The following is a 21,671-nucleotide window of genomic DNA, read 5'->3' as shown; positions in this document are numbered from 1 at the left end:
ATCACTCATGCGTCGCCTCCGCTTTCAGTCGTTACCACTGGGGCTTTTTTTGCTTTGGGTTTAAACATTGCAAGCATACGCTCAGTCACGGCAAAACCACCAAATATGTTAATGCTGGCTAAAAATACGGCAAACGCACCTAGCAAACTGGTTGGGGTAAACATAGCGCCGTCAATATTGACAGTCTGTAGCATCGCACCAACGATGACAATACTAGATAAAGCATTGGTCACTGCCATTAATGGCGTGTGCAATGCAGGCGTGACACCCCAAACGACGTAATATCCTACAAAAATAGCGAGCACAAATACGGTAAAAATCGCTACAAATGGTGTGCTACTCATGGCCGCACCGGCTGGCGCTGCAGCTAAAACAGTGGCAATCATCTAATCCTCCTAAAAATTTATTCGTGTCTGGCAAATGTATGGTGACAAATAGTGAAGTGACAGGCGGTTAAAACCTAGCGCTTAGCGAGGCGTACCTGACTCTCATGCGTCACTGCCAGTGCGCCCTGAATCTCATCTTCCATATCTAAGTTCAGTGCCAGTTTAGTTGCTGGAGCGTCATCTGTAGCGGCAGGAGCAATTAAGGTTGTGATAAAGTTAACAAGGTTATTGGCATATAAATCTGAAGACTGTGCTGCCAGTTGCGATGGGATGTTGGCCGCCCCAACAATACGCACGCCATTGGCCGTGGTGATGGTTTCATCAGGCACACTGCCTTCGACGTTGCCGCCCGTGCCAGCTGCCATATCGATCAGCACTGAACCGGCTTTCATTTTGGCAAGCGTGGCTCCGTGCACCAAGCGTGGTGCGTTACGACCAGGAATTTGCGCAGTCGTGATGACAATATCAGCATTGCTTAATGCTTTGTCAACCACTGCTGCTTGGTCTTTGACATATTGCTCCGATGGTGTCCAAGCATAACCACCTGTGGACTTAGCTGTCTCAGCTTCTTCTGCACTCATCGGCACATCAAGCCACTTACCACCTAATGACTCTACTTGCTCACGAGCAGTCGGACGTAAATCACTGGCTTCAACGACGGCGCCTAAACGCTTCGCCGTTGCAATGGCTTGCAAACCTGCAACACCGACACCTAAAATGACGACTTTGGCAGGTTTAACCGTACCGGCTGAGGTCATAAACATCGGGAACGGACGCGAATATTCGTTGGCAGCTAGTAGTACTGCTTTATAACCAGCAAGGTTGGCTTGTGAAGACAATACATCCATATTTTGTGCGCGCGACAAGGTGCGTGGTAATAGCTCCATGGCGAAGGTAGTAACGCCTTTAGCCGCATAAGTATCTAGCTGGCTATTACGATAGGGGTCGAGCATACCAACGACGATCTGACCCGTTGTTAGGCTCTCTGTCACCGCAGCAGGCAAGTCATTCACCGTGGTAATAATCTGAGACTGGGTGACTACCTCGGCGCTGCTATTGGCAATATCGGCACCAGCAGCCTGATACAACTCATCAGCATAATATGCTGCTTGACCTGCACCTGACTGTATGACGACTTCAAACCCAAGCTTACGCAATTTTTTGACCGCGTCTGGGGTTAGCGCTACGCGACTCTCGCTCGCGATATCTGCACTGATTACACCGATTTTCATACCGTCTCCTTACTTACGTCTTAATGACTACCTTTAATACCCTCAACGCACATTTAAAAAGCACAGGGGACAAAAAAACCTTTGGTCACTATTGGTTTAACATTAACCACCAAAGATTATCAATTTAATAAATGATAGCGAATTTGCCATCATGCCTTTTTATTATAGAGATAACGTCCGCTAACTTTCATTGCCTAATGATGACCCACAAGTAAAATAAAAAGTTAGGCATTTACACCATCTGCATAACTTTTATTGTTATATTAAAAAATTTTACTTTTTAAAGAACTCGTTAGACCTTATGATATATAGGCTGAGGGAACTAACTGCGACCTATAGAATAATTGCGAGCTGCCAGTATAGCTTAAAAAACACAAAACTGTGCCGAGTAAGTCAAGTTAAACCTGTGTATATCGTATAATGAGAAAGCTTGACACCTTAATAGGTTGGTCATCATAGATTGATCATGGATTCACTATAATAAGGAATAACTATGTATTTTGTACTCTCCCCTGCCAAATCTCTCAATGAGAAAGACGCGGTGCCAGTCAACTTAGGTAACTACTATAGTCAGCCTGAGCTGATTGAGCACTCACAGGCGCTAATGAAAACATTAAAATCGAAAGAGCCGATTGATTTGCAAGAGCTGATGAGCATCTCCGACGATTTGGCCCAGCTAAATGCTGAGCGCAACCAACAATGGAGTTGGAGCAAAGACAAGCCCTTTACCGATGACGCGTCTGGTAATACCGCTAAACCGGCTGGTTATTTATTTGATGGCGATGTCTATACGGGCCTTGATATGTATCATATGGATAAAAATACCGCCATTTATGTCAATGAACATCTAGGTGTTTTGTCGGGGCTTTATGGGATATTGAAACCTCTCGATTTGATTCAACCATATCGCTTAGAGATGGGCACTAAACTAAAAAACGAGCGCGGTGATAATTTATATGAGTTTTGGGGCGAGGAAGTTACTGATACCATCAATGCGCGTATGGCTGATAGCGATGACAAAGTATTGATTAATTTGGCTTCCAATGAGTATTTTAAAGCGGTGAAAAAAAAGGCGCTAAATGCTGAAATTATCACACCACGATTTGAAGACGAGAAAAATGGTCACTATAAAGTGATTAGCTTTTATGCCAAAAAAGCGCGTGGCCTTATGGTAAAGTATGCGGCAGATAACAAACTGACCAATGCTGAGCAGCTTAAGCAATTTGATTTGGCGGGTTATTATTATTGTGCAGATGTGTCGGATGATAAGACGTGGGTGTTTAGACGGGATGAGGCGGCTCAATAGTTTTTAAAAGCCCTCCAATTTGCATAAAAAAACCCCGATAAGCCAAAGCCTATCGGGGTTTTATTTGAACTAGGTTAAATAGACTTTATGACAAAGTCATACTTCTGGCGAAAAGCGCTTTGTCGCAGATGACGCACGAAAATAGTACCTATTGTAAATTAAGCGCGTCTAACAAAGAGAAATCGCTTTGTAGCAGAAGTAGAGTTACATCATGCCGCCCATTCCACCCATACCGCCCATTCCACCAGCGCCCATGCCAGCCATACCATCATCACCTTGAGCAAGTTCAGTAATCATGACTTCAGTCGTAAGCATAAGACCGGCAACAGATGCCGCGTTTTCTAGTGCTGAACGAGCAACTTTAGCTGGGTCAAGAATACCCATGTCTAGCATATCACCGTATTCGCCAGAAGCTGCGTTGTAACCGTAGTTACCGCTACCGCTCTTCACTTCGTTCACAACCACTGACGCTTCTTCGCCTGAGTTGGTCACGATTTGACGTAATGGGGCTTCCATTGCGCGGCGTAAGATATTGATACCCGCGTTTTGATCGTCGTTATCACCACGTAGCTCAGACAATGCATTCATTGCACGAACTAGGGCAACACCGCCGCCAGGAACAACGCCTTCTTCGACCGCTGCACGAGTCGCATGTAGCGCATCATCAACGCGATCTTTCTTCTCTTTCATTTCAGTTTCAGTCGCAGCGCCCACTTTGATAACGGCAACGCCGCCAGCAAGTTTTGCCATACGCTCTTGTAGCTTTTCTTTGTCGTAGTCAGACGTTGATTCTTCTACTTGACGTTTGATAGACTCAACACGGTTTTCGATGTCAGCTTTGTTACCAGCGCCATCAACGATAACGGTGTTTTCTTTACCGACAGTGACTTTCTTAGCCGTGCCCAATTGCTCTAGAGTAGCAGTCTCAAGGCTCAGACCAATCTCTTCAGAGATAACCGTACCGCCAGTTAGCGTGGCGATATCTTCTAGCATAGCTTTACGACGATCGCCAAAACCTGGTGCTTTAACCGCACAAGTTTTTAAGCCGCCACGCATGTTGTTCACAACCAATGTTGCCAATGCTTCATTTTCTACGTCTTCAGCAATGATTAGCAATGGCTTGCTTTGCTGCATGACTTGCTCAAGTAATGGCACGATCTCACGGATATTGCTGATTTTTTTATCAACAAGCAAGATGTATGGGTTTTCAAACTCAGCGGTTAAGCTGTCTTGCTTATTCGCAAAGTACGGGCTGATATAGCCACGGTCGAACTGCATACCTTCCACAACTTCTAAGGTATCTTCAAAGCTTGAACCTTCTTCAACAGTGATGACGCCTTGCTTACCGACTTTTTCCATCGCTTGAGCAATCAATTCACCAATTTTAGTGTCTGAGTTGGCAGAGATAGAGCCCACTTGAGCAATTGCTTTTGAATCGTCAGCTGGGGTTGATAGCAAATGGATTTGCTCAACAGCAGCGCGAACCGCTTTATCGATACCGCGCTTAAGATCCATTGGGTTCATGCCGGCAGCAACAGACTTCATGCCTTCTTGCAAGATTGACTGAGCCAATACGGTCGCAGTCGTTGTACCATCACCAGCGACATCGTTGGTGCGGCTAGCGACTTCACGGACTAATTGAGCGCCCATGTTTTCAAATTTGTTTTCAAGCTCGATTTCTTTGGCAACCGATACACCATCTTTAGTGATGGTAGGTGCGCCGAAAGATTTATCGATCACCACATTACGACCTTTAGGGCCTAAGGTAACTTTTACTGCGTTTGCTAGAACGTTTACGCCGTCCATCATTTGTTTACGGGCATCAATGCCGAATTTTACGTCTTTTGCCATGTTAAATTACTCCACTATTATAAGTATAGAAATACAATTGAATGAGTCGATACAGTATTGTTAAGAACAATTGTCTTAAATGCGCTGAGTATAAACATACTCAAAAAGGACTAGCCTTCTAGCACACCCAATACATCAGATTCTTTCATAATAAGTAGTTCTTCGCCGTCAACTTTCACGGTTTGACCAGCATATTGACCGAACAAGACTTTGTCGCCAGCTTTTACATCTAACGCGCGAGTTTCACCGTTGTCACGAATCTGACCGTTGCCAGTGGCTAGCACTTCACCTTGTGAAGGCTTTTCTTGAGCAGAACCAGGTAACAAGATACCACCGGCCGTTTTGGTTTCTTCTTCTATGCGGCGGACAACAATACGATCATGTAAAGGACGAATATTCATCAATATGTCTCCAATAAGTTGGTTGTTTGAATTAAAAGTTTATTTGGTTTGAGTGTCTCAATACTTATATCTTCAAACGCTATTTTTTTAAACAGCATAATAAGGATAAGTGTTGAGCTTGTTTCAAAAAGTGGGGGCAAGGTGAGTTCGGTTCAAGTGTAAACGCCAAAAATTTACAAGAATTTTTGAGTTAGTAGCGCATTTATCTACGAATAACCAAGAATCGCTCAAAGCGCCCTAAAATAAAGACCTCAATATAAAAACGATAACCCGTCATAGAAGCTTTAACGAGTTGCCATAATAAGCAAAGTCAGAGCCGTTTTTGCCTATTCTAAAGCGCTTTATAGTAAGGTGCTCACAGTAAGTTACTCTTAGTAATAAGATCAACTGTCAGTAACATCGGCTACAAGAGCCACACGTCTGACTCTGCGGTGACCCTTGAAAATGTAACAGAGTATGACCATTATAGTGCTTAATAACATAATAATAGTTATAAACCATCCTACAGATAGAAATTAAGGAATATCCATGAGTTTTTTATCAATCAATCAAAAACCATCAATCGTTAACGCTAATAATACAACGCGCAGTAAATCTAAATTCTTAACCGCCTTAACCACGGGCGCTAGTATTGCTGCCATCGGAGCTTTGAGTATGACTGCCCCTACCCTTGCCAGCGCAAAAACCATTCAACCATCAAGCGCCAATTATAGCTTTACAGTAGAAGACAAATACAAAGGCACGGCTACTCGCACGCTTAATAAATCAGGCAATACGTGGAAATATAATGTCAGTGCACGGGTAGCCGGTGTCGCAAGCGCCGCACAAAATAGTACCTTTACCATCAATGGTAATAATGTCATTCCAACTCAAGCCAGTACCACTTATAAACTTTTAGGAATTGGGCGTACGCATAAATTAGACTTTAACCCAAGCAGTAAAAAAGTCGTCAGTAACTATAAAGGCAAATCAACAACCCTAAATATGGCGCAGCAAGCTTTTGATGATTTAAGCCTTGAGGTGCAAATTCGCCAAGACTTATTAAACGGTAAGTTCTCGGGCAATTACTATATGGCAAAGAAAGATAAAATTGAGAAAACACCCTTTAAAAAATCTGGCAATACCAAAATCACCGTGCCAGCCGGTACCTTTGATACCGTGCGTGTCGATCGCATCCATGATGACAACAGCCGCTCTACCAGTTTTTGGCTCGCACCAAGCTTAGATTATCTACCAGTAAAAGTAAGCCAAATCAACGATGGTAAAAAGATGGATTTAGAGTTGACCAAAGCTAACTAATTACTTATTTCACAATAAATAATTAACACAAAAAAAGCGGCGCTCTGCATGGGGCACCGCTTTTTTATGGGATTAAATGGATGTCTCAAATTGATAAAGAACGACTAGCGAGAACGAGGCTGCTTAACCACGTTATTCATCGAAGGCAGACGTTTGAGTAGTAAAAACAACCAAGTATTAATCAAGAACAACAGCACGAAATCAAGCAAATAAACCATAATTTCAATCATACTGCTGCCATAGACGCGGGTGAATAACACGACTCCACTCGCCCCTAAATATACTAGGGTCAGCATACTGCCAATCAATAACATATAGGGCGAGCGACCACGTAATATCACTGGTGTCAGGATAAAGGCAGGAATCAACCACAGCGCTTGCCAAGCGATACCACCAATGATATCGGGGCTAGTCGGATTAAAAACACTGATCATAATCGGCAAGGCCAGCAACCGATATGCCACCCAAACCAACCACGTTAGCAGCAAGCGTTGGCGCATCGGTGCAATAGACTTGCCAGTGTCAGCAGTATTCTCTACTGGGGCATTGGCCTTGTTCTTAGAGCGGTTAGTAGCCATTAGAAGGTTTTTCCTTATCAGCAATATATCAATGCAGCTTAGCGACCAAAGTTAGCCTGTGATAAAGCCGTCGCTGTGATAGCCAGTCTACGACCTTGCGCAATTGCCAATTCACGCTCATCAGCAGATACCGGTTGATCATGCAACGCGCCGCTGACATGACTCACGCCATAAGGCGTACCACCGCGATTAGTACGATTGAGGGCGGGCTCTGCATACGGTATACCTACGATCATCATGCCATGATGCATCAACGGTAACATCATGGTCAGCAGTGTCGTCTCTTGGCCGCCATGCATCGAGCCGGTCGCCGTAAATACCGACGCTGGCTTGTTTTGTAGATTGCCTGCCAGCCAAAGGGTGACCGTATTGTCCCAAAAGTATTTCATGGGCGCGGCCATATTGCCAAAGTGCGTCGGGCTACCAAGCGCCAGACCGCTACAGTCCTTTAGATCATCCATGGTGCAATACAGATCACCATCATCTGGTATCGCAGGCTTGCTTGCCGTGGTTTCGGGGGCAACGGTAGGCACAGTGCGGATACGCGCGCTTATGCCAGCATCTTCAATTCCTTGGGCAATCGCATATGCTAATGTCTTAGTCGTACCATAACTAGAATAATAGAGTACCAAAACATAAGGGGCGGTCTGACTCATTAGCAAAACTTCCTCATAAAATCATCGACGTTATTGTCTTCAATTATTATCTTTAATAGCATTGGCAGTGTACCAGCGTTTTAATATGCCAGCAGGTTGTTCATTTTTACACAGCCATTGCGATACATTTTGCAGAATTTATCAGCAAAATGTATGTGCACATTATGCCCGAGTCATTGACTGACATGCAAACAAACCCTGCTTGACATTATAGCGAGCCAAACACGGTAACGGTTGCTGCTGTGCATTTTGACACAATTATTTGGCAGATGCCTGCGACTCATTTTTGTTACACTATTGTCACTCTCATCGCTGCTAAATGGTCGACATGGAAAACCTATTAAAAAAACTCCCGTTCTTACACCAACGCTGGTTTCAGTTCTTACGATTTTTAACCCGGCACTTTTTTGAAGACAATTGCCAGCAAAAAGCAGCATCGCTTACCTATACCACCATGTTATCTATTGTACCGATACTGACGGTGCTATTGATGATTCTGTCCTCGGTACCAGCATTGGCTTCGGTCAGAGCACAGATTTATGAGGTGATTTATAGTAACTTACTGCCGCAATCGAGCATGCAAGTCAGTGAGTACATTAATAGCTTCGCTGAAAAATCATCTAATCTGACTATCATTGGTGCGATGGTGTTGTTTTTTACCACCATCATGACCTTGACGACCATTGAGCGTGCTTTTAACCAAATTTGGCGGGTAGAAAATCGTTCAGGTGGCATCAAAAGCATGCTGCGCTATTGGACCATCGTTACTATGGGGCCGCTGGTTTTGGGTACAGCCTTTATCGCCTCAAGTGCCGTGCAAAGCCTGAGCTTCTTAAACCGCCAAATTGCAGGTTATGGTATTGATTGGTCTTTTTGGGTACAAGCCGTCTCAATTGGCATAACCATTGCTGGCTTTATAGGAATGTATTGGTTTATCCCAAAAGCCCGCGTGCCAGCGAAAAATGCAGCGATTGCTGGTATCTTTGTCGCCATTGTTTTTGAGCTGATGAAGCATCTTTTTGGTACGGTGATGGCCAACTTTACCAGCTACGAGGCTATTTATGGTGCCTTTGCCGCGCTACCTATCTTTTTATTATGGATCTATTTGTCTTGGAACTTAATTTTATTAGGGGTCGAGATTAGCTATACCTTGACGATTTTTGAAACTGAGGAAGTCTACCCGCGCCATCCACTACTTAGCTTGCTAGACATGTTGAATCTCGTGTATATCCATCACTTAGAGGGTGAAGCGGTCAGCGAACAAGCGCTGCGTAATGTGCTAGGTCGCAAAGAGCTACCGAAATGGTATATCTATATTAATTATCTGCAGGACTGCAATCTCATTACCATGACCGAAGATGATGATTATGTACTCAAAAGAGACTTGAGCAACATGACGTTATGGGATTTTTATCGCACGCTGCCTTATCCGCTACCCATCAAGGATGAGCTGGATGAGATGAATCAAGAAGATCAAAAGCCTTGGCTAAGCTTATTGGTGGCTCGCTTTGAGAATACTGAAGCGTTTGCCAAACAGCAGCTGAACTTGCCATTGGGCACTATCTTTACCAACAGTGAGCCGCGCAAAAAGTCAGCAAATGACAAAGCCAGCGCTCACTCGCAGAATAAAAACAAACTGTTTAGAAAAACGATGACTACTTCAACTCAGCAATTAGCCAAAGACGACTCAGGCATTCATCATGATGCCCCGCGTTTTGACCCTGCGGCTTATGATAAAGACAGCGATCTAGACTGCGACAATCATAACCACGAAATTGTGATTCCTAAAGATACCGACGAACAACCAGCAGCCCTTGACACTGATAGACGTGGCGGTAAAAGCGCTATCATTACTGAAGCAGACAACCCAAAAGCAATATAAATAAACTAATAAATAAGTAGTAAAAATTATTAGTGAGCGTGATGGCGGTTAATGTGCCTTAGCTAATAAATATCTATTAATTGTCGAATAACTATTATTTTGGATACCTTAAGACTTATGGCAGCCGACAACCATACTAAAAATACTCTTTTTACCCGCGCGGTCGATACAGGGCAGAACGGCTTAAAAAACCTCGCACAGTTATGGTCGCTAAAGACGCTAACCGACTTGCCTGATCGCTTGAAAAACCTGTGGGAGCAATTAATTGGCTCTTATTGGTTTATCCCAACCGCTTGTGTGCTTGCGGGTATTTTACTTGCCCCTATCTTAGTCACGATTGATGAGCACTTTGACCGTGAAACCGTTAGGGAGCTGAGTTTTGCCTTTACTGGTGATGATGATGCGGCGCGCGCAATTATGACTGCGATTGCAGGTGCAGTACTTGGGGTCGCAGGTACTACATTTTCGATTACTATTGCCGTACTGTCGATGGCCTCCTCACAATTTGGCCCTCGATTATTACGTAACTTTTTGACAGATACGCCGAATCAGTTTGTCTTAGGCGCGTTTATCGGTACTTTTAGCTATAGCTTATTGGTTTTAAAGTCGATTCATAAGTATGACGTTGACTTTGGTGTGCCGCAGTTGGCGGTGACCTTTGCCATTATTATGGCGATTATCTGTGCCTTATTGTTGGTATACTTCGTGCAACATATGGTGCATGCCATTCAAGCATCGCATGTCATTGAAAATGCCAGCAACGATGCGCTTAAAAACATTCACTATTGGTATGGCGACCATTGCGATATCGAGCATCAGCGTGATATCGAGCATCATGATGTTGAGCAGTTTCACACTTGGTTAGCGACACCCATCTACTCACCAAGCTGCGGCTACCTGCAACAAATTTATTTAGAATCTCTGATTACTTTGACACAAGACTACGGTGGCGTGGTACAACTCCATACCAATCTGGGCCATTTTGTCACTGATAAAAATGTCATCGGCTATTTCTATCAGCGCCCAGCAGACCATCCAAACAACCTGAAAAAGACTAAGATAAACCATCTTGCGGTGATACCGCGTGCACCCGACGGCATATTTTGGCAGCGCTTTGCCACTTGCATACGCCTTGAGCAACGGGTGACGCACTCTAATGACATCGCGTATAGCCTAGGACAAATGACTGAGATAGCGGTACGGGCGCTGTCTCCTGGTATCAACGATCCTAAAACGGCTGTCAATTGCGTGCAATCATTGACTACTTGCATAAGTACCATGATGCGCCGTCAGCCACCAAGTCCATACCATTTTTACTCACCAACGCAAGATAACGACGAAACCTCTGAAAATTTTGTGCCGCAGCAGCGAGTGCCTATCTTGGCTGTTGTCACTCATACACCCAAGATATCGGACTTTATTGATACTTCGCTTGGCGAGATACGCCGTTACGCGACGGCTGACCTGATGGTATTAAAAGCACTCTGTCAGGCGATGGTCGACCTTAACTACGCGCGCGTGAATGGCGCACAGCAGCAAACCTTACTGCATGAGCTGAGCTTGGTGGCGCGTGCAGGCGAGGAAAATTTGAGCTATAGCGAGTTGGTCAACGATTTAAAGGCCATGTGTCAGCAGGCAAAGCAATTTATTCTTAATGACGATGCTACCCATCAATATTTTGCATACGTGAGTGAGTTTGCCGCCCACATCGATAAAGCGTTACAGACAGAATCAAGCTAGCGATCTGAGTTATTAGCAATACCAAATATTAGTAAAATAAGAACAAACCTCCTATTTATAACACGCTCATAAGCTTTTGGCTTAGAGATACTTTTATATTCACCTGAGACTTCTTTCATGGCATCTACTACCAGTCTGACCATCCTTGAAATCAGCGCGATTTTTTTATCAATTACTGCTTTGTTGACCTATGTCAATCATCGCTTCGTCGGGTTACCCACCACCATTGGCGTCATGGTCATCTCCATTCTTTTGTCTATCGGCGCGATATTTTTGGGGTTTTTAGGCTTTGATCAGCTCATTGATTATGAAGTCAGCCTCTTAGAGCAGCTTGATTTTACGGAAGTATTGCTCGATGGCATGCTCTCTATGCTGCTGTTTGCAGGGGCGCTGCACGTCAATATTAGTGATTTAAAACGTTACAAGCTACCTATTGGTATCCTTGCCGGTCTTGGCACGATAGTGTCAGCATTGCTTATTGCTACTGCCCTCTACTTTATGCTGCCGCTATTTGATTTTGGTTTGCCTTTTCTGTGGTGTTTATTATTTGGTGCTTTGATATCGCCGACTGATCCGATTGCCGTGATGGGTATTCTGGCATCAGCTGGCGCGCCAAAAAGCATCGAAACGGTCATCGCTGGCGAGTCCTTATTCAACGATGGTATCGGCGTTGTTATTTTTGTCTTGTTGCTTGGCATTTTATCTAGCGGTGATATTCCAACGGTCAATTATGTGGCACATACCTTGGCTGTCGAGGCTGGTGGCGGTGTTGTCTTTGGCTTGGTGCTAGGTGCTATTTTGTATTATTTACTAAAAAGCATTGATAGCTATCAAGAAGAGGTTTTGTTAACGTTAGCGGGCGTCATAGGCGGCTACGCGCTGGCCAGCCATTGGCATCTATCAGGACCACTCGCTATGGTAATGATGGGCTTAATGGTCGGCAACCGTGGGCGTGAGCTGGCAATGAGTGATAAGACTCGCCATTATATTGATTTATTTTGGGAGTTAATAGACGAGATTCTCAACGCCATTTTATTTGTTTTGATTGGTCTTGAAGTAGTGATAATCGCTTATTCGGGTAACTTATTTATCGCAGGCGGTCTGACTATTATCATCGCCCTACTAGCAAGATTGATCGTGGTTGGTATGACAACCAAGACGTTCAGTCGTCAACTTAACTTGCCAACGGGTGCGTGGAAGGTGCTGACATGGGGCGGATTACGCGGTGGTATCTCAGTCGCCCTAGTACTGCAATTGCCTATGGGCACAGAGCGCGACATTTTATTGGCGCTTACTTATGCAGTCGTAATTTTCTCTATTTTAGTGCAAGGCCTGAGCGTCGGTAAAGTCGCTAGAAGCATTCGCACTGAAGAGAAAACAGTTGAGCTATAAAAAGTAAAACTATAAACAATAAAGCTATCAATTATAAAAGCTTGCGGATAACAAAAACCCAGCACAAGCGATTAACTTTATGCTGGGTTTTTTAATCAGTATCTATAGTCAAGGAATTTCAGAATCGCTACAAGGCGACCGACCGCAGATAGTACACTAAGTACATCTAGGACGGGTAACACTGTAGAGGTTTAAAAGTGCTCTGACTATAAAACTTTATATTAGACCTTTTTGCTTCATATTACGGTATACCACAATAACGATGATAATATTTAAAACAAAAATAGCCAGTTTAAACCAATCAAACGGACGAGCAAGCAGATAATATAACTCTATGGGAATAAATATTCCATAACCGATGACACTAAACCAATACGCCCATGTTTTATCTTGCCACAAGCCATAAGCCTCAATAAAGCGTATCGCTGCATAAATAAATATCAGTAATAAAAATAGAGGCCAGTTTTTACTGGCTTGTTGGGCAATTCGTACCGTACTCTCTACTTGCGGTGCAAGAAGATAACCAAAGTTCTGCTGCCAGGTTGCTGTGGCGGTGGCAAGCCAACGCTCAAGGTCGGTATGCCATAGCCATAACGCGCCTGCCCCGAGTAGCGCGCCAATGCCTTTAGCCACTTCATAGACGGCCACCGCTTTGATCGACTCGCTAGATTCACCGCGTAGCCTATTATCCCGACCGAGCCTTGCATGACGGCTACCCTTCGAGGATGGCTCTAAAGGCTCATCCCGTTGGGGCAAATTAGCCAAAGAACGTCTCCACGACGCGCCCGTGCAGTTGCTGATTAAAGAATGGCGTGTTTTTACCATTGGATAGCATTGATTGCGCCGTGACTTGCCACTCAATATTCGGATCGACCAAGACGGCACCGCCTGCATTTTCGTATTGCGTATTAATACCAGCGATTTTTGCAGGGTTCAGACAGATTTTATCGACTAGCTGCACTAAAGTAAGTACGTCATCATTGACCAGTTGACATGCCAGCGCCATAAAAGTATCAAAGTTTGAGATGCCAGGCGTACAATCGGCAAACGGTGCTTTTTTAGCAGTACTATTCAAAGGTTCATGATGACTACAAATAGCATCAATAGTGCCATCTTTGAGCCCGCGACGGATAGCTTGCTGATCGGTATTACTGCGTAGTGGCGGTAACACGTAGGCTTGAGCATTAAAACCTTCTAAATTGTCATCGGTTAAATACAACTGATGCATAGCTACATCACAAGTCACTGGCAAGCCTTTGTCTTTCGCCCAGCGCATCAGCTCTATCGAAGACTTGCAAGACAATTGACTAAAATGCGCAGCAATCCCCGTTTCTTCTACCATCAATAGCTGTGTAGACAAGGCAACGGTTTCAGCAATCCACGGTATACCTTGTAGTCCGTGATAAGAGGCAATATAACCCTCATGCGCTACCCCATCTCCCGAGAGACTTGGTTCATCAGGATAAAAGAATACCTTCATCCCAAAAGTCGCGGCATATTCTAAGGTACGCAGTAATACCAAATCATTGGCAAAAGGTCGGCGCGCATTAGAGACGGCAATACAGCCCCCTTTTTTGAGTCCCGCAATATTGGACGGACGCTCTCCTTCCAAACCTGCGGTTAATGCACCCAAGATATGTAAATAAATACCGCCATCTTCAAGCGCGCGCTCACGCAAACCTTTCAAGAGCGAGCCATTTTCTAAAATAGGATTGGTATCGGGTGGGATAACCACATGCAAAAACCCATTGGCACGGGCTGCACGCCCTTCTGACTCTAACGTGCCGTGTTGCTGTTGTCCTGGTTCACGTAGACGGGCGCACAAGTCAACCAACGGTGGCAGCAACCACATCTCGCGTCCAGCTTCAAGACTGGCCAGTTTGGCTTTCACAGTATTTGAAAGTGATGCCTTAAAGGTATCAGGAAGATGATCGATTAGCGGTGCATCAGTATTAAGCATAGTGGACATGAGCGTTATTACCGTATCAATAAAATGAAATAAGTGAAAATAAGACAGTGCAGCAGCTATTATTTACCAGCTGCTTGATGAGCGCGTTGACCTTCCATCGCGAGTGACAATACTGCCATACGAATCGCAATACCGTTATTAACCTGCTTTAGAATCACAGATTGGGCACCATCAGCAACGCTAGAGGCAATCTCAACACCGCGATTCATCGGACCTGGGTGCATCACCAACGCATCAGGCTTGGCTAAAGCTACACGCTCTGGGGTAATACCATAGTGCTTATAGTATTCATTCGATGATGCTAGCAGCGGCGAGCCGATACGCTCGTTTTGTATTCTCAAACCCATAATGACATCGCAGTCGGTCACGCATTCATTCATATTTTCATAAACTTGTACGCCAAAACGCTCAATGCCTTTAGGCAACAAAGTACGTGGCGCACAGACACGAATATCTTTGACACCTAACGTTTGCAAGGCACTGATATCTGAGCGCGCGACGCGTGAGTGCTTAATGTCCCCAACAATCGCAACCGACAGATGTTCAAAGGGGCGCGGCGCTTCGCGGTGAATGGTGAGCATATCAAGCATCCCTTGGGTTGGATGCGCGTGCCAGCCATCGCCACCATTGATGATAGCGATATCAGGTGTGACTTCCGTCGCCATAAAATGGGCAGCGCCTGAGGCAGAGTGGCGTACGACAAAGATATCCGCCGTCATGGCTTGCAGATTCCACAAGGTATCGCGCAGGCTCTCGCCTTTTTTGGTACTAGAGCGCTCGATATCGATATTCAGCACATTGGCACCCAGACGTTTTTCAGCCACTTCAAAGGTCGTACGCGTACGAGTGGAAGGCTCAAAAAACAGATTCATCACCGTGTAGCCTTCCAGCTCAGGACGATTGATCAATTGTCCATTATCATCAAAAAATGTCTCAGCTTTGGCAATAATTGCCTGTAACTGTGCTTTATTTAACCCTTCCACGCCCAAAAAATGCCGGATACCACCATCTACATTAAGCTGTGGACGACTCAATGAGGTATTCAATTTTTGATGAATGGTATCGGGATCGAATTTGGCATAATCTGTCGGTGAAATGCTATGGGCTGCACTGCTATCAGTAGAATTTGACATAATGGCAAGTCTTTATCGTTGGTTTATAGAGTCAATAATAACGGGTTTATTCATCTTTGTTTGTTGATTTATAGCGGATACGCACAGATACGGGGACATTTAGACGCTTATTTGCTACAATTTACTGTAATCATATAAGCGATATAAAACTCACTCAGCTACCCTATTAAATAATAGGCATAGACCGGTACCCACCACAATAGAAAACCAGCATTGTAAAACTATCAATAAATAATAATAGCGATAGTGTAGCTGATTTTGTGGTCAGGACAAAGACGCTATGCCACCTATTTGAAGATTTACTTGTTCAGAGAGTAGCTCGTACTACCTGTTAAATTCCTTTAACGCTTATCTTTTCTCAATTTTTCATGCCATTTATTAGGAAGCCTCATGACGACCTTAGCACATTATTTAAACACCAATGCGAACAGTCCTGCACTGAACGACGTCATTACGACGGTCACAGGCGTTGGCAAAACCATTTCGCAGTTACTTAGAAAAGGGGCGTTAGCAGATATTTTGGGTGAAGCCGGCAATCAAAACGTCCAAGGCGAAGAGCAAAAGAAGCTAGACGTATTGGCCAATGATTTATTGTTAGATGCTTTGGCAAAAAATACTCATTGCGCAGGGGTTGCTTCAGAGGAGCTTGATGATGCGACTCCCGCCAATGCCGATGGCAGCCTCTTGGTCTTGTTCGATCCTCTAGATGGTTCATCAAATATCGATATTAATATGGCGGTTGGCACTATTTTCTCTATTCTCCCCTACCAGCGCCAAGGTCAACTCAGTGAAAATAGCGACTTCTTACAAGCGGGCAATCAGCAGCTAGCAGCTGGCTATTTATTATATGGCACCTCCACTGTACTAGCGCTGACCATCGCAAATAACGTCGTTATGTTTAGCTTAGATCCCGATACTAATGACTATATACTGATTGAAGACAATGTCCAAATCAATGCCGATACCAGTGAGTATGCTATCAATGCCTCAAACTATCGCTATTGGCGCGCACCGATGCAGCAGTATATCGATGAATTAATCGCTGGCGAAGCTGGTGTGCGTGGTCGCGACTTCAATACCCGCTGGGTTGCCGCCATGGTTGGTGACGTGCACCGTATCTTATGTCGCGGTGGGCTCTTCACTTATCCATTTGACACCAAGTATGCCAATAAAGCAGGCAAATTGCGCTTAATGTACGAAGCTAACCCGATGAGTTTATTGATTGAGCGGGCGGGTGGCGGTGCAACGGATGCGGTTAATCGCATTCTGGATATTGAACCGACAGATATTCATCAGCGTGTCCCAGTGGTACTTGGTAGCAAAAACGAAGTGGCCTACATTAAAGACTTACATGTAAAGCATGCTGGTCAATAAATTAGCCGAATCAATCTGATAGCCATCAGTACAAACTTTATTAATTATATGGTTTTATACTGATGGTTCAAATTCTCTATATTTTTTAAGCGATCCATTATGGTAGCAAATCCCACCGAGCTGATTACCTCAGATAAGAATACGACGGTCAAGCTGGTAAAGGCACTATTGGCGCAGGCACGCCAGCGTAAAAAACAAGGTCAGACTGTCATTGAAGGGATTCATCTCATTGATGCGGCTCTGCGTAGTGACTACCCGTTTACCCAAATTTTGCTAGCCGAATCTGCCCATAATAACTCTGAGGTTCAGCAGGTTTTAACTCGTCTGCCGACTTATACGCCTATCTTAACGTTATCAGACTCGCTATATGAGAGTATTCGTAGCTTGGGTACGGGTATCGACATCATGGCGCTTATCAATATACCAATCCATGGCTTAACGATAATTAATGATGATTGCCTGATCCTTAATGATGTCCAGGATAGTGGTAATGTTGGTACTTTACTACGCACTGCAGCAGCAGTTGGCATCAAGAACATACTCTGTACCGATGCCACAGCACAAGCATGGTCTCCTAAGACGCTAAGAGCAGGTATGGGTGCGCAGTTTGCCCTAACTATCTATGAAGGTCTCAGCGTGCAAGATATATTAGATTATGTCCAAGTACCCCTATTAGCAACCAGCTCACATACCGATACAGTAATTTACCAACATGACTTAAAAGAACCAATCGCTTGGATTCTGGGTCATGAGGGACAAGGCGTTTGTGATGAACTGATGCAGTGTGCCACCCCTATTGCTCTACCACAGCCTAATGGTCAAGAAAGCCTCAATGTTGCCATTGCAGGCTCATTATGTCTATATGAGACGTTGCGTCAAAGGAAGTACTGTTAACCTTAATTTTGATTGTATGAAGAAATATTAACCAAAAAATAGCTGAATAACTACATATGGTTATCCAGCTATTTTTTTGGTTTTAGAACAATATTCTATCCCTTTTACCGATAGAACTGTCCGTTGATGCTGTTCTTGATACGAATACAAACTAGCCTATATAAGGGTTAGTACGTAACCACTTAGTAGCCAAGTACTTTGTACCTTTTATCACTGGCATACCAGCGTGCAGACTTAAAGGTTCAACACTACCATCAAACTTAGTGTTAGCAAAATATAAAGCCATGCCCTTTTTGGGTCGCACCTCAAGATTTACTTTAGGAAAACTGGTACCACCCCCAGCTTCTACATCAGATAGGTACATCAGTAAAGTACCTACTCGTTGCCCTCCTTTACCGACATTTCTTTGACAATTTTCATTATTAGGGTCAAAAAAATCATAATGTGGACGATATTCAGCACCTTTCCCATACTGTAAAACTTGCAAACCTTCACCGCGAATGGCTGGCCAATGTAATAAAGCCTCTATTCTATTCTCAATTGTCGTTATCAGAGGCGTAGCGCTGCGTTGAAAGCCGCAGCTTAGACTGGTTCTGGCATGATGCGCGGCAAAAGTGCCATCAGTAGGACTGACGACTCTGGATTCCTTCATTTTACCTTCAGTGCTTTTTATAAGTTGGTCACATTCTTGATGACTCAAAAAACTCTCTATGACAGCCACAAGAGGGGGATGAAAAGTTGATGCCAACTTGACCGTCTTATCTGGCAATTCTATCGAATTGTGAGTCATGTCTATGTAGGGAATATTGATAACATCCGACTGTTGTGACATTAACTCGTAAGCAGCACTGTAAAACCCTCTTTCAAAGAGAGTACTGATAATCTTGTTAGGGGGTACGCCGCGCTCGATGTTTTCTGCAATCCACTGTTGCCAAGTGGGTTCTAGCTGTAAAATTGCGTTCATGTTTACTCCTTGTAATCTTATCCCTGAAAGTTTTAGACAAATAATAGTATCGCACATTCGTTTGTTTAACTAAACCAACATCCTAATAGAACGTGCCCTCATTTTAAAAATGCTGAGAAAAATGAAAAAAATAGCAACCAAACAAGGAAAATAGCGCAGATAATATCGAGATATTGGCCATAGATTGATAAGTTTAGATAAGATTTTTAGACTTTAACGCAGTTATAAAAAAAGCCCTCGAACCAAACTGGTCGAGGGCTTTATAAATCAGTGTATATTAGTAGCGTAGCGAACCATCAATAATAGTTTGAAACGCTCTATTATCAGCTGTTCAGCAAAAATCATTAAACCTTGCTGGTCAGCTCAGGCAACGCTGTAAACAAATCAGCTTCTAAGAAGTAATCAGCAACGCTTGCGATAGGCGCTTCTGGATCATTGTTGATAGCAACGATAACTTTAGAATCTTTCATACCTGCTAAATGCTGAATTGCACCTGAAATACCCGCTGCGATATATAAATCTGGTGCAACGATTTTACCCGTTTGACCGACCTGCATATCGTTTGGTACATAGCCTGCATCAACAGCTGCACGTGATGCACCAACAGCCGCGCCTAATTTGTCGGCTAGTGGCTCGATGTACTTAGTGAAGTTTTCACCATTGGCCAATGCACGACCACCAGAAACAACAATGCTTGCTGAGGTCAATTCAGGACGGTCAGACTTAGCCATCTCTTCATTCACAAAACTTGATTTACCAGACTCTTGCACGTTCTCAAGCGTTTCAACGGTGGCTGAACCACCTTCACTCGCGACTGGATCAAATGCAGTCGTACGGACAGTCAATACCACTTTATCTTCTGAAGTCTTAACCGTTGCAGTGGCGTTACCTGCATAGATAGGACGCTCAAATGTTTGCGCGTCTACCACAGCAGAGATTTCTGATAACATGCTGACGTCAAGTAACGCAGCAACACGTGGCATGAAGTTTTTGCCGGTGGTGGTTGCAGGTGCAATGATATGGCTATAATCACCAGCAATATCAGCAACCAATAGCGCTACATTACCAGCCAACTGATGCTCATAAGCCGCATTGTCAGCCAATAGTACTTTAGCCACGCCTTCAGCTTTTGCCGCTTCATCAGCCACTGCTTGAGCACCACTACCAGCGACCAATACATGGATATCACTACCCATTTGCTTAGCAGCAGCGATAGTGTTTAAAGTTGCCTTTTTTAGACTGGCATTGTCATGTTCTGCATATACCAAAATTGCCATTGTTTTTATCCTTTATTTGTTCGTATCATCTATTCATGTGGTCATCTATTCATAAAGTTATTCATACGCTTAGCTTTTACATATGCATGTATGAGCAGCGTTATGATAACTTTATACAGAATACGCTATAACAAAGTACTAGATTACTTTTGCTTCATTTTTTAGCTTATCGACCAATTCATCAACTGACTTCACTGTAATACCAGCTTTACGTTCAGCAGGTGGCACAACTTTAATAATTTCTTGCTTAGAGGCCATATCAACACCAAAATCAGCTGGCGTTTTTTCATCGAGCGGCTTTTTCTTCGCTTTCATGATGTTAGGCAGTTTAGCGTAACGTGGCTCATTCAAACGCAAATCAGTCGTAATCACCGCTGGCAAGTCAAGGGCAAGGGTCTGTAGACCACCATCGATTTCACGCGTGACGTTAACTTTATCGCCTTCAACTTTAACTTCAGAGGCAAACGTACCCTGACCAATACCCATCAATGCTGCTAGCATCTGACCGGTTTGGTTGTTATCGTCGTCAATGGCTTGCTTACCCAATAGGATAATATCCGTAGATTCAGACTCAGCGATGCTCTTTAGAATTTTAGCGATTTGCAGTGGATAAGGCTTGGCGTCAGTCAATACTAGAACACCACGATCAGCACCCAATGCTAGCGCTGCACGAATTTGTTCTTGTGATTCTTTTGGACCAATCGATGCCACAATAATTTCATCAATCACACCCGCTTCTTTTAGACGAACCGCTTCTTCTACTGCAATTTCATCAAAAGGGTTGATTGACATCTTGGTGTTGGATAGATCCACGCCAGAGTTATCAGCTTTTACACGAACTTTTACGTTATAATCAATGACACGCTTGACCGCTACTAATGCTTTCATACGTTCCTCGTTTATTAATGTTATGAATTAAAAAATTGTCAGTTCAGAACCAAAGGTTCGTCTTTTTAAACTGTCATTCAAATCGTTGTTCAAAATACTACTTAAGGTTGTGACTAGCTTAACAGAAGAGCGTTGATCAAAAACACCAAACCAATGTTAAAAATGTATTAGTCTGTTATTTCCTACTCATAAAATCTGTTAAAGCCAAGCCAACCGTTATTATCAGACCTATCTATCTTGCGTGAGCATAGCCTTAAGGTCAAGACAACGCCGTGAATAATGCGTCATAAATTTGTCACCATTCTTAAAAAAATAGTTTATAGACGTATTATTTTACGATTTTAGCCTAATATGAGGCTTACTCTTTTGACCCTTAGATTAACACATGAAGTGCAATACCAAATGCAAGGTGAAAAAAAGACCTAGATGCGCTAGCATCAAAGTTTTTA

19 protein-coding genes are annotated in these 21,671 nt (G+C 43.8%); 7 read left to right on the top strand and 12 right to left on the bottom strand.

What is annotated here, in order from left to right; genetic code table 11:
• Positions 1–5: 5 nt before the first annotated feature.
• Positions 6–386, bottom strand: coding sequence for a proton-translocating transhydrogenase family protein (locus AAEY80_RS12445; RefSeq protein ID WP_025652231.1), 381 nt, complete (start codon positions 384–386; stop codon positions 6–8).
• A gap of 74 nt (positions 387–460) precedes the next feature.
• Positions 461–1,618, bottom strand: coding sequence for an NAD(P) transhydrogenase subunit alpha (locus AAEY80_RS12440; RefSeq protein WP_101212072.1), 1,158 nt, complete (start codon positions 1,616–1,618; stop codon positions 461–463).
• Between the two features lie 493 nt (positions 1,619–2,111).
• Here AAEY80_RS12440 and yaaA point away from each other — a divergent pair, with 493 nt between their 5' ends.
• Positions 2,112–2,924: a peroxide stress protein YaaA gene (gene yaaA, locus AAEY80_RS12435; protein ID WP_201567429.1), complete on the top strand. Its 813-nt coding sequence runs from the start codon at positions 2,112–2,114 to the stop codon at positions 2,922–2,924.
• Between the two features lie 204 nt (positions 2,925–3,128).
• On the opposite strand, the gene groL is transcribed toward yaaA, so the two are convergent.
• Positions 3,129–4,775 (bottom strand): chaperonin GroEL, encoded by a 1,647-nt coding sequence (gene groL / locus AAEY80_RS12430; RefSeq protein ID WP_025652228.1) that lies wholly within the window; start codon positions 4,773–4,775, stop codon positions 3,129–3,131.
• 110 nt (positions 4,776–4,885) lie between these two features.
• Positions 4,886–5,179 (bottom strand): co-chaperone GroES, encoded by a 294-nt coding sequence (locus tag AAEY80_RS12425; RefSeq protein ID WP_025652227.1) that lies wholly within the window; start codon positions 5,177–5,179, stop codon positions 4,886–4,888.
• Between the two features lie 525 nt (positions 5,180–5,704).
• Between AAEY80_RS12425 and AAEY80_RS12420 the strand changes: the two genes are divergently transcribed.
• A complete protein-coding gene (locus AAEY80_RS12420; RefSeq protein ID WP_025652226.1) occupies positions 5,705–6,475 on the top strand; it encodes a DUF3108 domain-containing protein in 771 nt (256 codons plus the stop codon).
• Positions 6,476–6,579: 104 nt separating this feature from the next.
• On the opposite strand, the gene AAEY80_RS12415 is transcribed toward AAEY80_RS12420, so the two are convergent.
• Positions 6,580–7,053 carry a hypothetical protein gene (locus AAEY80_RS12415; protein WP_025652225.1) on the bottom strand — a complete coding sequence of 158 codons (474 nt, stop codon included), beginning with the start codon at positions 7,051–7,053 and terminating at the stop codon, positions 6,580–6,582.
• A gap of 38 nt (positions 7,054–7,091) precedes the next feature.
• Positions 7,092–7,709, bottom strand: a complete 618-nt coding sequence (wrbA, locus tag AAEY80_RS12410; RefSeq protein ID WP_025652224.1) for an NAD(P)H:quinone oxidoreductase — start codon at positions 7,707–7,709, stop codon at positions 7,092–7,094.
• A 328-nt stretch (positions 7,710–8,037) separates the two neighbouring features.
• Here wrbA and AAEY80_RS12405 point away from each other — a divergent pair, with 328 nt between their 5' ends.
• The 3 genes from AAEY80_RS12405 (at position 8,038) to AAEY80_RS12395 (ending at position 12,723) form a co-directional block, all read left to right on the top strand.
• The gene (locus AAEY80_RS12405; protein WP_350588400.1) at positions 8,038–9,591 is read left to right on the top strand and encodes a YihY/virulence factor BrkB family protein; all 1,554 of its coding nucleotides are present in this window, start codon (positions 8,038–8,040) and stop codon (positions 9,589–9,591) included.
• Positions 9,592–9,708: 117 nt separating this feature from the next.
• Entirely contained in the window at positions 9,709–11,331 is a 1,623-nt protein-coding gene (locus AAEY80_RS12400) for a DUF2254 domain-containing protein (protein WP_350588399.1), read from the top strand.
• 117 nt (positions 11,332–11,448) lie between these two features.
• Entirely contained in the window at positions 11,449–12,723 is a 1,275-nt protein-coding gene (locus AAEY80_RS12395; RefSeq protein ID WP_025652221.1) for a cation:proton antiporter, read from the top strand.
• A 216-nt stretch (positions 12,724–12,939) separates the two neighbouring features.
• Here AAEY80_RS12395 and AAEY80_RS12390 read toward each other — a convergent pair whose 3' ends face one another.
• From AAEY80_RS12390 to AAEY80_RS12380, 3 genes are read right to left on the bottom strand one after another with little or no spacing between them, the layout of a single operon-like run.
• Complete coding sequence (locus AAEY80_RS12390) at positions 12,940–13,488, bottom strand: DUF2127 domain-containing protein (RefSeq protein ID WP_025652219.1); 549 nt, start codon at positions 13,486–13,488, stop codon at positions 12,940–12,942.
• Complete coding sequence (locus AAEY80_RS12385; RefSeq protein ID WP_025652218.1) at positions 13,481–14,692, bottom strand: dihydroorotase; 1,212 nt, start codon at positions 14,690–14,692, stop codon at positions 13,481–13,483. The genes AAEY80_RS12390 and AAEY80_RS12385 overlap by 8 nt, the downstream gene beginning before the upstream one ends.
• Positions 14,693–14,751: 59 nt before the next feature.
• The gene (locus AAEY80_RS12380; RefSeq protein ID WP_201582282.1) at positions 14,752–15,825 is read right to left on the bottom strand and encodes an aspartate carbamoyltransferase catalytic subunit; all 1,074 of its coding nucleotides are present in this window, start codon (positions 15,823–15,825) and stop codon (positions 14,752–14,754) included.
• Positions 15,826–16,215: 390 nt separating this feature from the next.
• Between AAEY80_RS12380 and AAEY80_RS12375 the strand changes: the two genes are divergently transcribed.
• Positions 16,216–17,199, top strand: a complete 984-nt coding sequence (locus AAEY80_RS12375) for a class 1 fructose-bisphosphatase (protein WP_025652216.1) — start codon at positions 16,216–16,218, stop codon at positions 17,197–17,199.
• 99 nt (positions 17,200–17,298) lie between these two features.
• Entirely contained in the window at positions 17,299–18,093 is a 795-nt protein-coding gene (locus AAEY80_RS12370; RefSeq protein ID WP_037025324.1) for a TrmH family RNA methyltransferase, read from the top strand.
• 151 nt (positions 18,094–18,244) lie between these two features.
• Here the strand turns inward: AAEY80_RS12370 and AAEY80_RS12365 are convergent, their stop codons facing one another.
• The 3 genes from AAEY80_RS12365 to AAEY80_RS12355 all read right to left on the bottom strand — a co-directional run bounded on the left by AAEY80_RS12365 (position 18,245) and on the right by AAEY80_RS12355 (position 21,222).
• Positions 18,245–19,057, bottom strand: coding sequence for a 2OG-Fe(II) oxygenase (locus AAEY80_RS12365; RefSeq protein WP_201617397.1), 813 nt, complete (start codon positions 19,055–19,057; stop codon positions 18,245–18,247).
• A gap of 344 nt (positions 19,058–19,401) precedes the next feature.
• Entirely contained in the window at positions 19,402–20,334 is a 933-nt protein-coding gene (locus tag AAEY80_RS12360) for an electron transfer flavoprotein subunit alpha/FixB family protein (protein WP_201576890.1), read from the bottom strand.
• Between the two features lie 138 nt (positions 20,335–20,472).
• A complete protein-coding gene (locus AAEY80_RS12355) occupies positions 20,473–21,222 on the bottom strand; it encodes an electron transfer flavoprotein subunit beta/FixA family protein (RefSeq protein WP_201576892.1) in 750 nt (249 codons plus the stop codon).
• Between the last annotated feature and the right edge of the window lie 449 nt (positions 21,223–21,671).

The organism is Psychrobacter sp. 78a-MNA-CIBAN-0178, from assembly GCF_040309625.1.
Taxonomy (GTDB): Bacteria; Pseudomonadota; Gammaproteobacteria; order Pseudomonadales; family Moraxellaceae; genus Psychrobacter; species Psychrobacter okhotskensis.
The sequence above is the reverse complement of the archived record's forward strand: the minus strand, read 5'-3'. Positions and strand labels throughout refer to the sequence as shown.

What these genes read in the sequence shown, in the direction of transcription:
- AAEY80_RS12445 (WP_025652231.1), bottom strand. Translation starts at nt 386, where the DNA reads ATGATTGCCACTGTTTTAGCTGCAGCGCCAGCCGGTGCGGCCATGAGT.
- AAEY80_RS12440 (WP_101212072.1), bottom strand. Translation starts at nt 1,618, where the DNA reads ATGAAAATCGGTGTAATCAGTGCAGATATCGCGAGCGAGAGTCGCGTA.
- yaaA (WP_201567429.1), top strand. Translation starts at nt 2,112, where the DNA reads ATGTATTTTGTACTCTCCCCTGCCAAATCTCTCAATGAGAAAGACGCG.
- groL (WP_025652228.1), bottom strand. Translation starts at nt 4,775, where the DNA reads ATGGCAAAAGACGTAAAATTCGGCATTGATGCCCGTAAACAAATGATG.
- AAEY80_RS12420 (WP_025652226.1), top strand. Translation starts at nt 5,705, where the DNA reads ATGAGTTTTTTATCAATCAATCAAAAACCATCAATCGTTAACGCTAAT.
- AAEY80_RS12415 (WP_025652225.1), bottom strand. Translation starts at nt 7,053, where the DNA reads ATGGCTACTAACCGCTCTAAGAACAAGGCCAATGCCCCAGTAGAGAAT.
- wrbA (WP_025652224.1), bottom strand. Translation starts at nt 7,709, where the DNA reads ATGAGTCAGACCGCCCCTTATGTTTTGGTACTCTATTATTCTAGTTAT.
- AAEY80_RS12405 (WP_350588400.1), top strand. Translation starts at nt 8,038, where the DNA reads ATGGAAAACCTATTAAAAAAACTCCCGTTCTTACACCAACGCTGGTTT.
- AAEY80_RS12400 (WP_350588399.1), top strand. Translation starts at nt 9,709, where the DNA reads ATGGCAGCCGACAACCATACTAAAAATACTCTTTTTACCCGCGCGGTC.
- AAEY80_RS12395 (WP_025652221.1), top strand. Translation starts at nt 11,449, where the DNA reads ATGGCATCTACTACCAGTCTGACCATCCTTGAAATCAGCGCGATTTTT.
- AAEY80_RS12385 (WP_025652218.1), bottom strand. Translation starts at nt 14,692, where the DNA reads ATGTCCACTATGCTTAATACTGATGCACCGCTAATCGATCATCTTCCT.
- AAEY80_RS12380 (WP_201582282.1), bottom strand. Translation starts at nt 15,825, where the DNA reads ATGTCAAATTCTACTGATAGCAGTGCAGCCCATAGCATTTCACCGACA.
- AAEY80_RS12375 (WP_025652216.1), top strand. Translation starts at nt 16,216, where the DNA reads ATGACGACCTTAGCACATTATTTAAACACCAATGCGAACAGTCCTGCA.
- AAEY80_RS12370 (WP_037025324.1), top strand. Translation starts at nt 17,299, where the DNA reads ATGGTAGCAAATCCCACCGAGCTGATTACCTCAGATAAGAATACGACG.
- AAEY80_RS12365 (WP_201617397.1), bottom strand. Translation starts at nt 19,057, where the DNA reads ATGAACGCAATTTTACAGCTAGAACCCACTTGGCAACAGTGGATTGCA.
- AAEY80_RS12360 (WP_201576890.1), bottom strand. Translation starts at nt 20,334, where the DNA reads ATGGCAATTTTGGTATATGCAGAACATGACAATGCCAGTCTAAAAAAG.
- AAEY80_RS12355 (WP_201576892.1), bottom strand. Translation starts at nt 21,222, where the DNA reads ATGAAAGCATTAGTAGCGGTCAAGCGTGTCATTGATTATAACGTAAAA.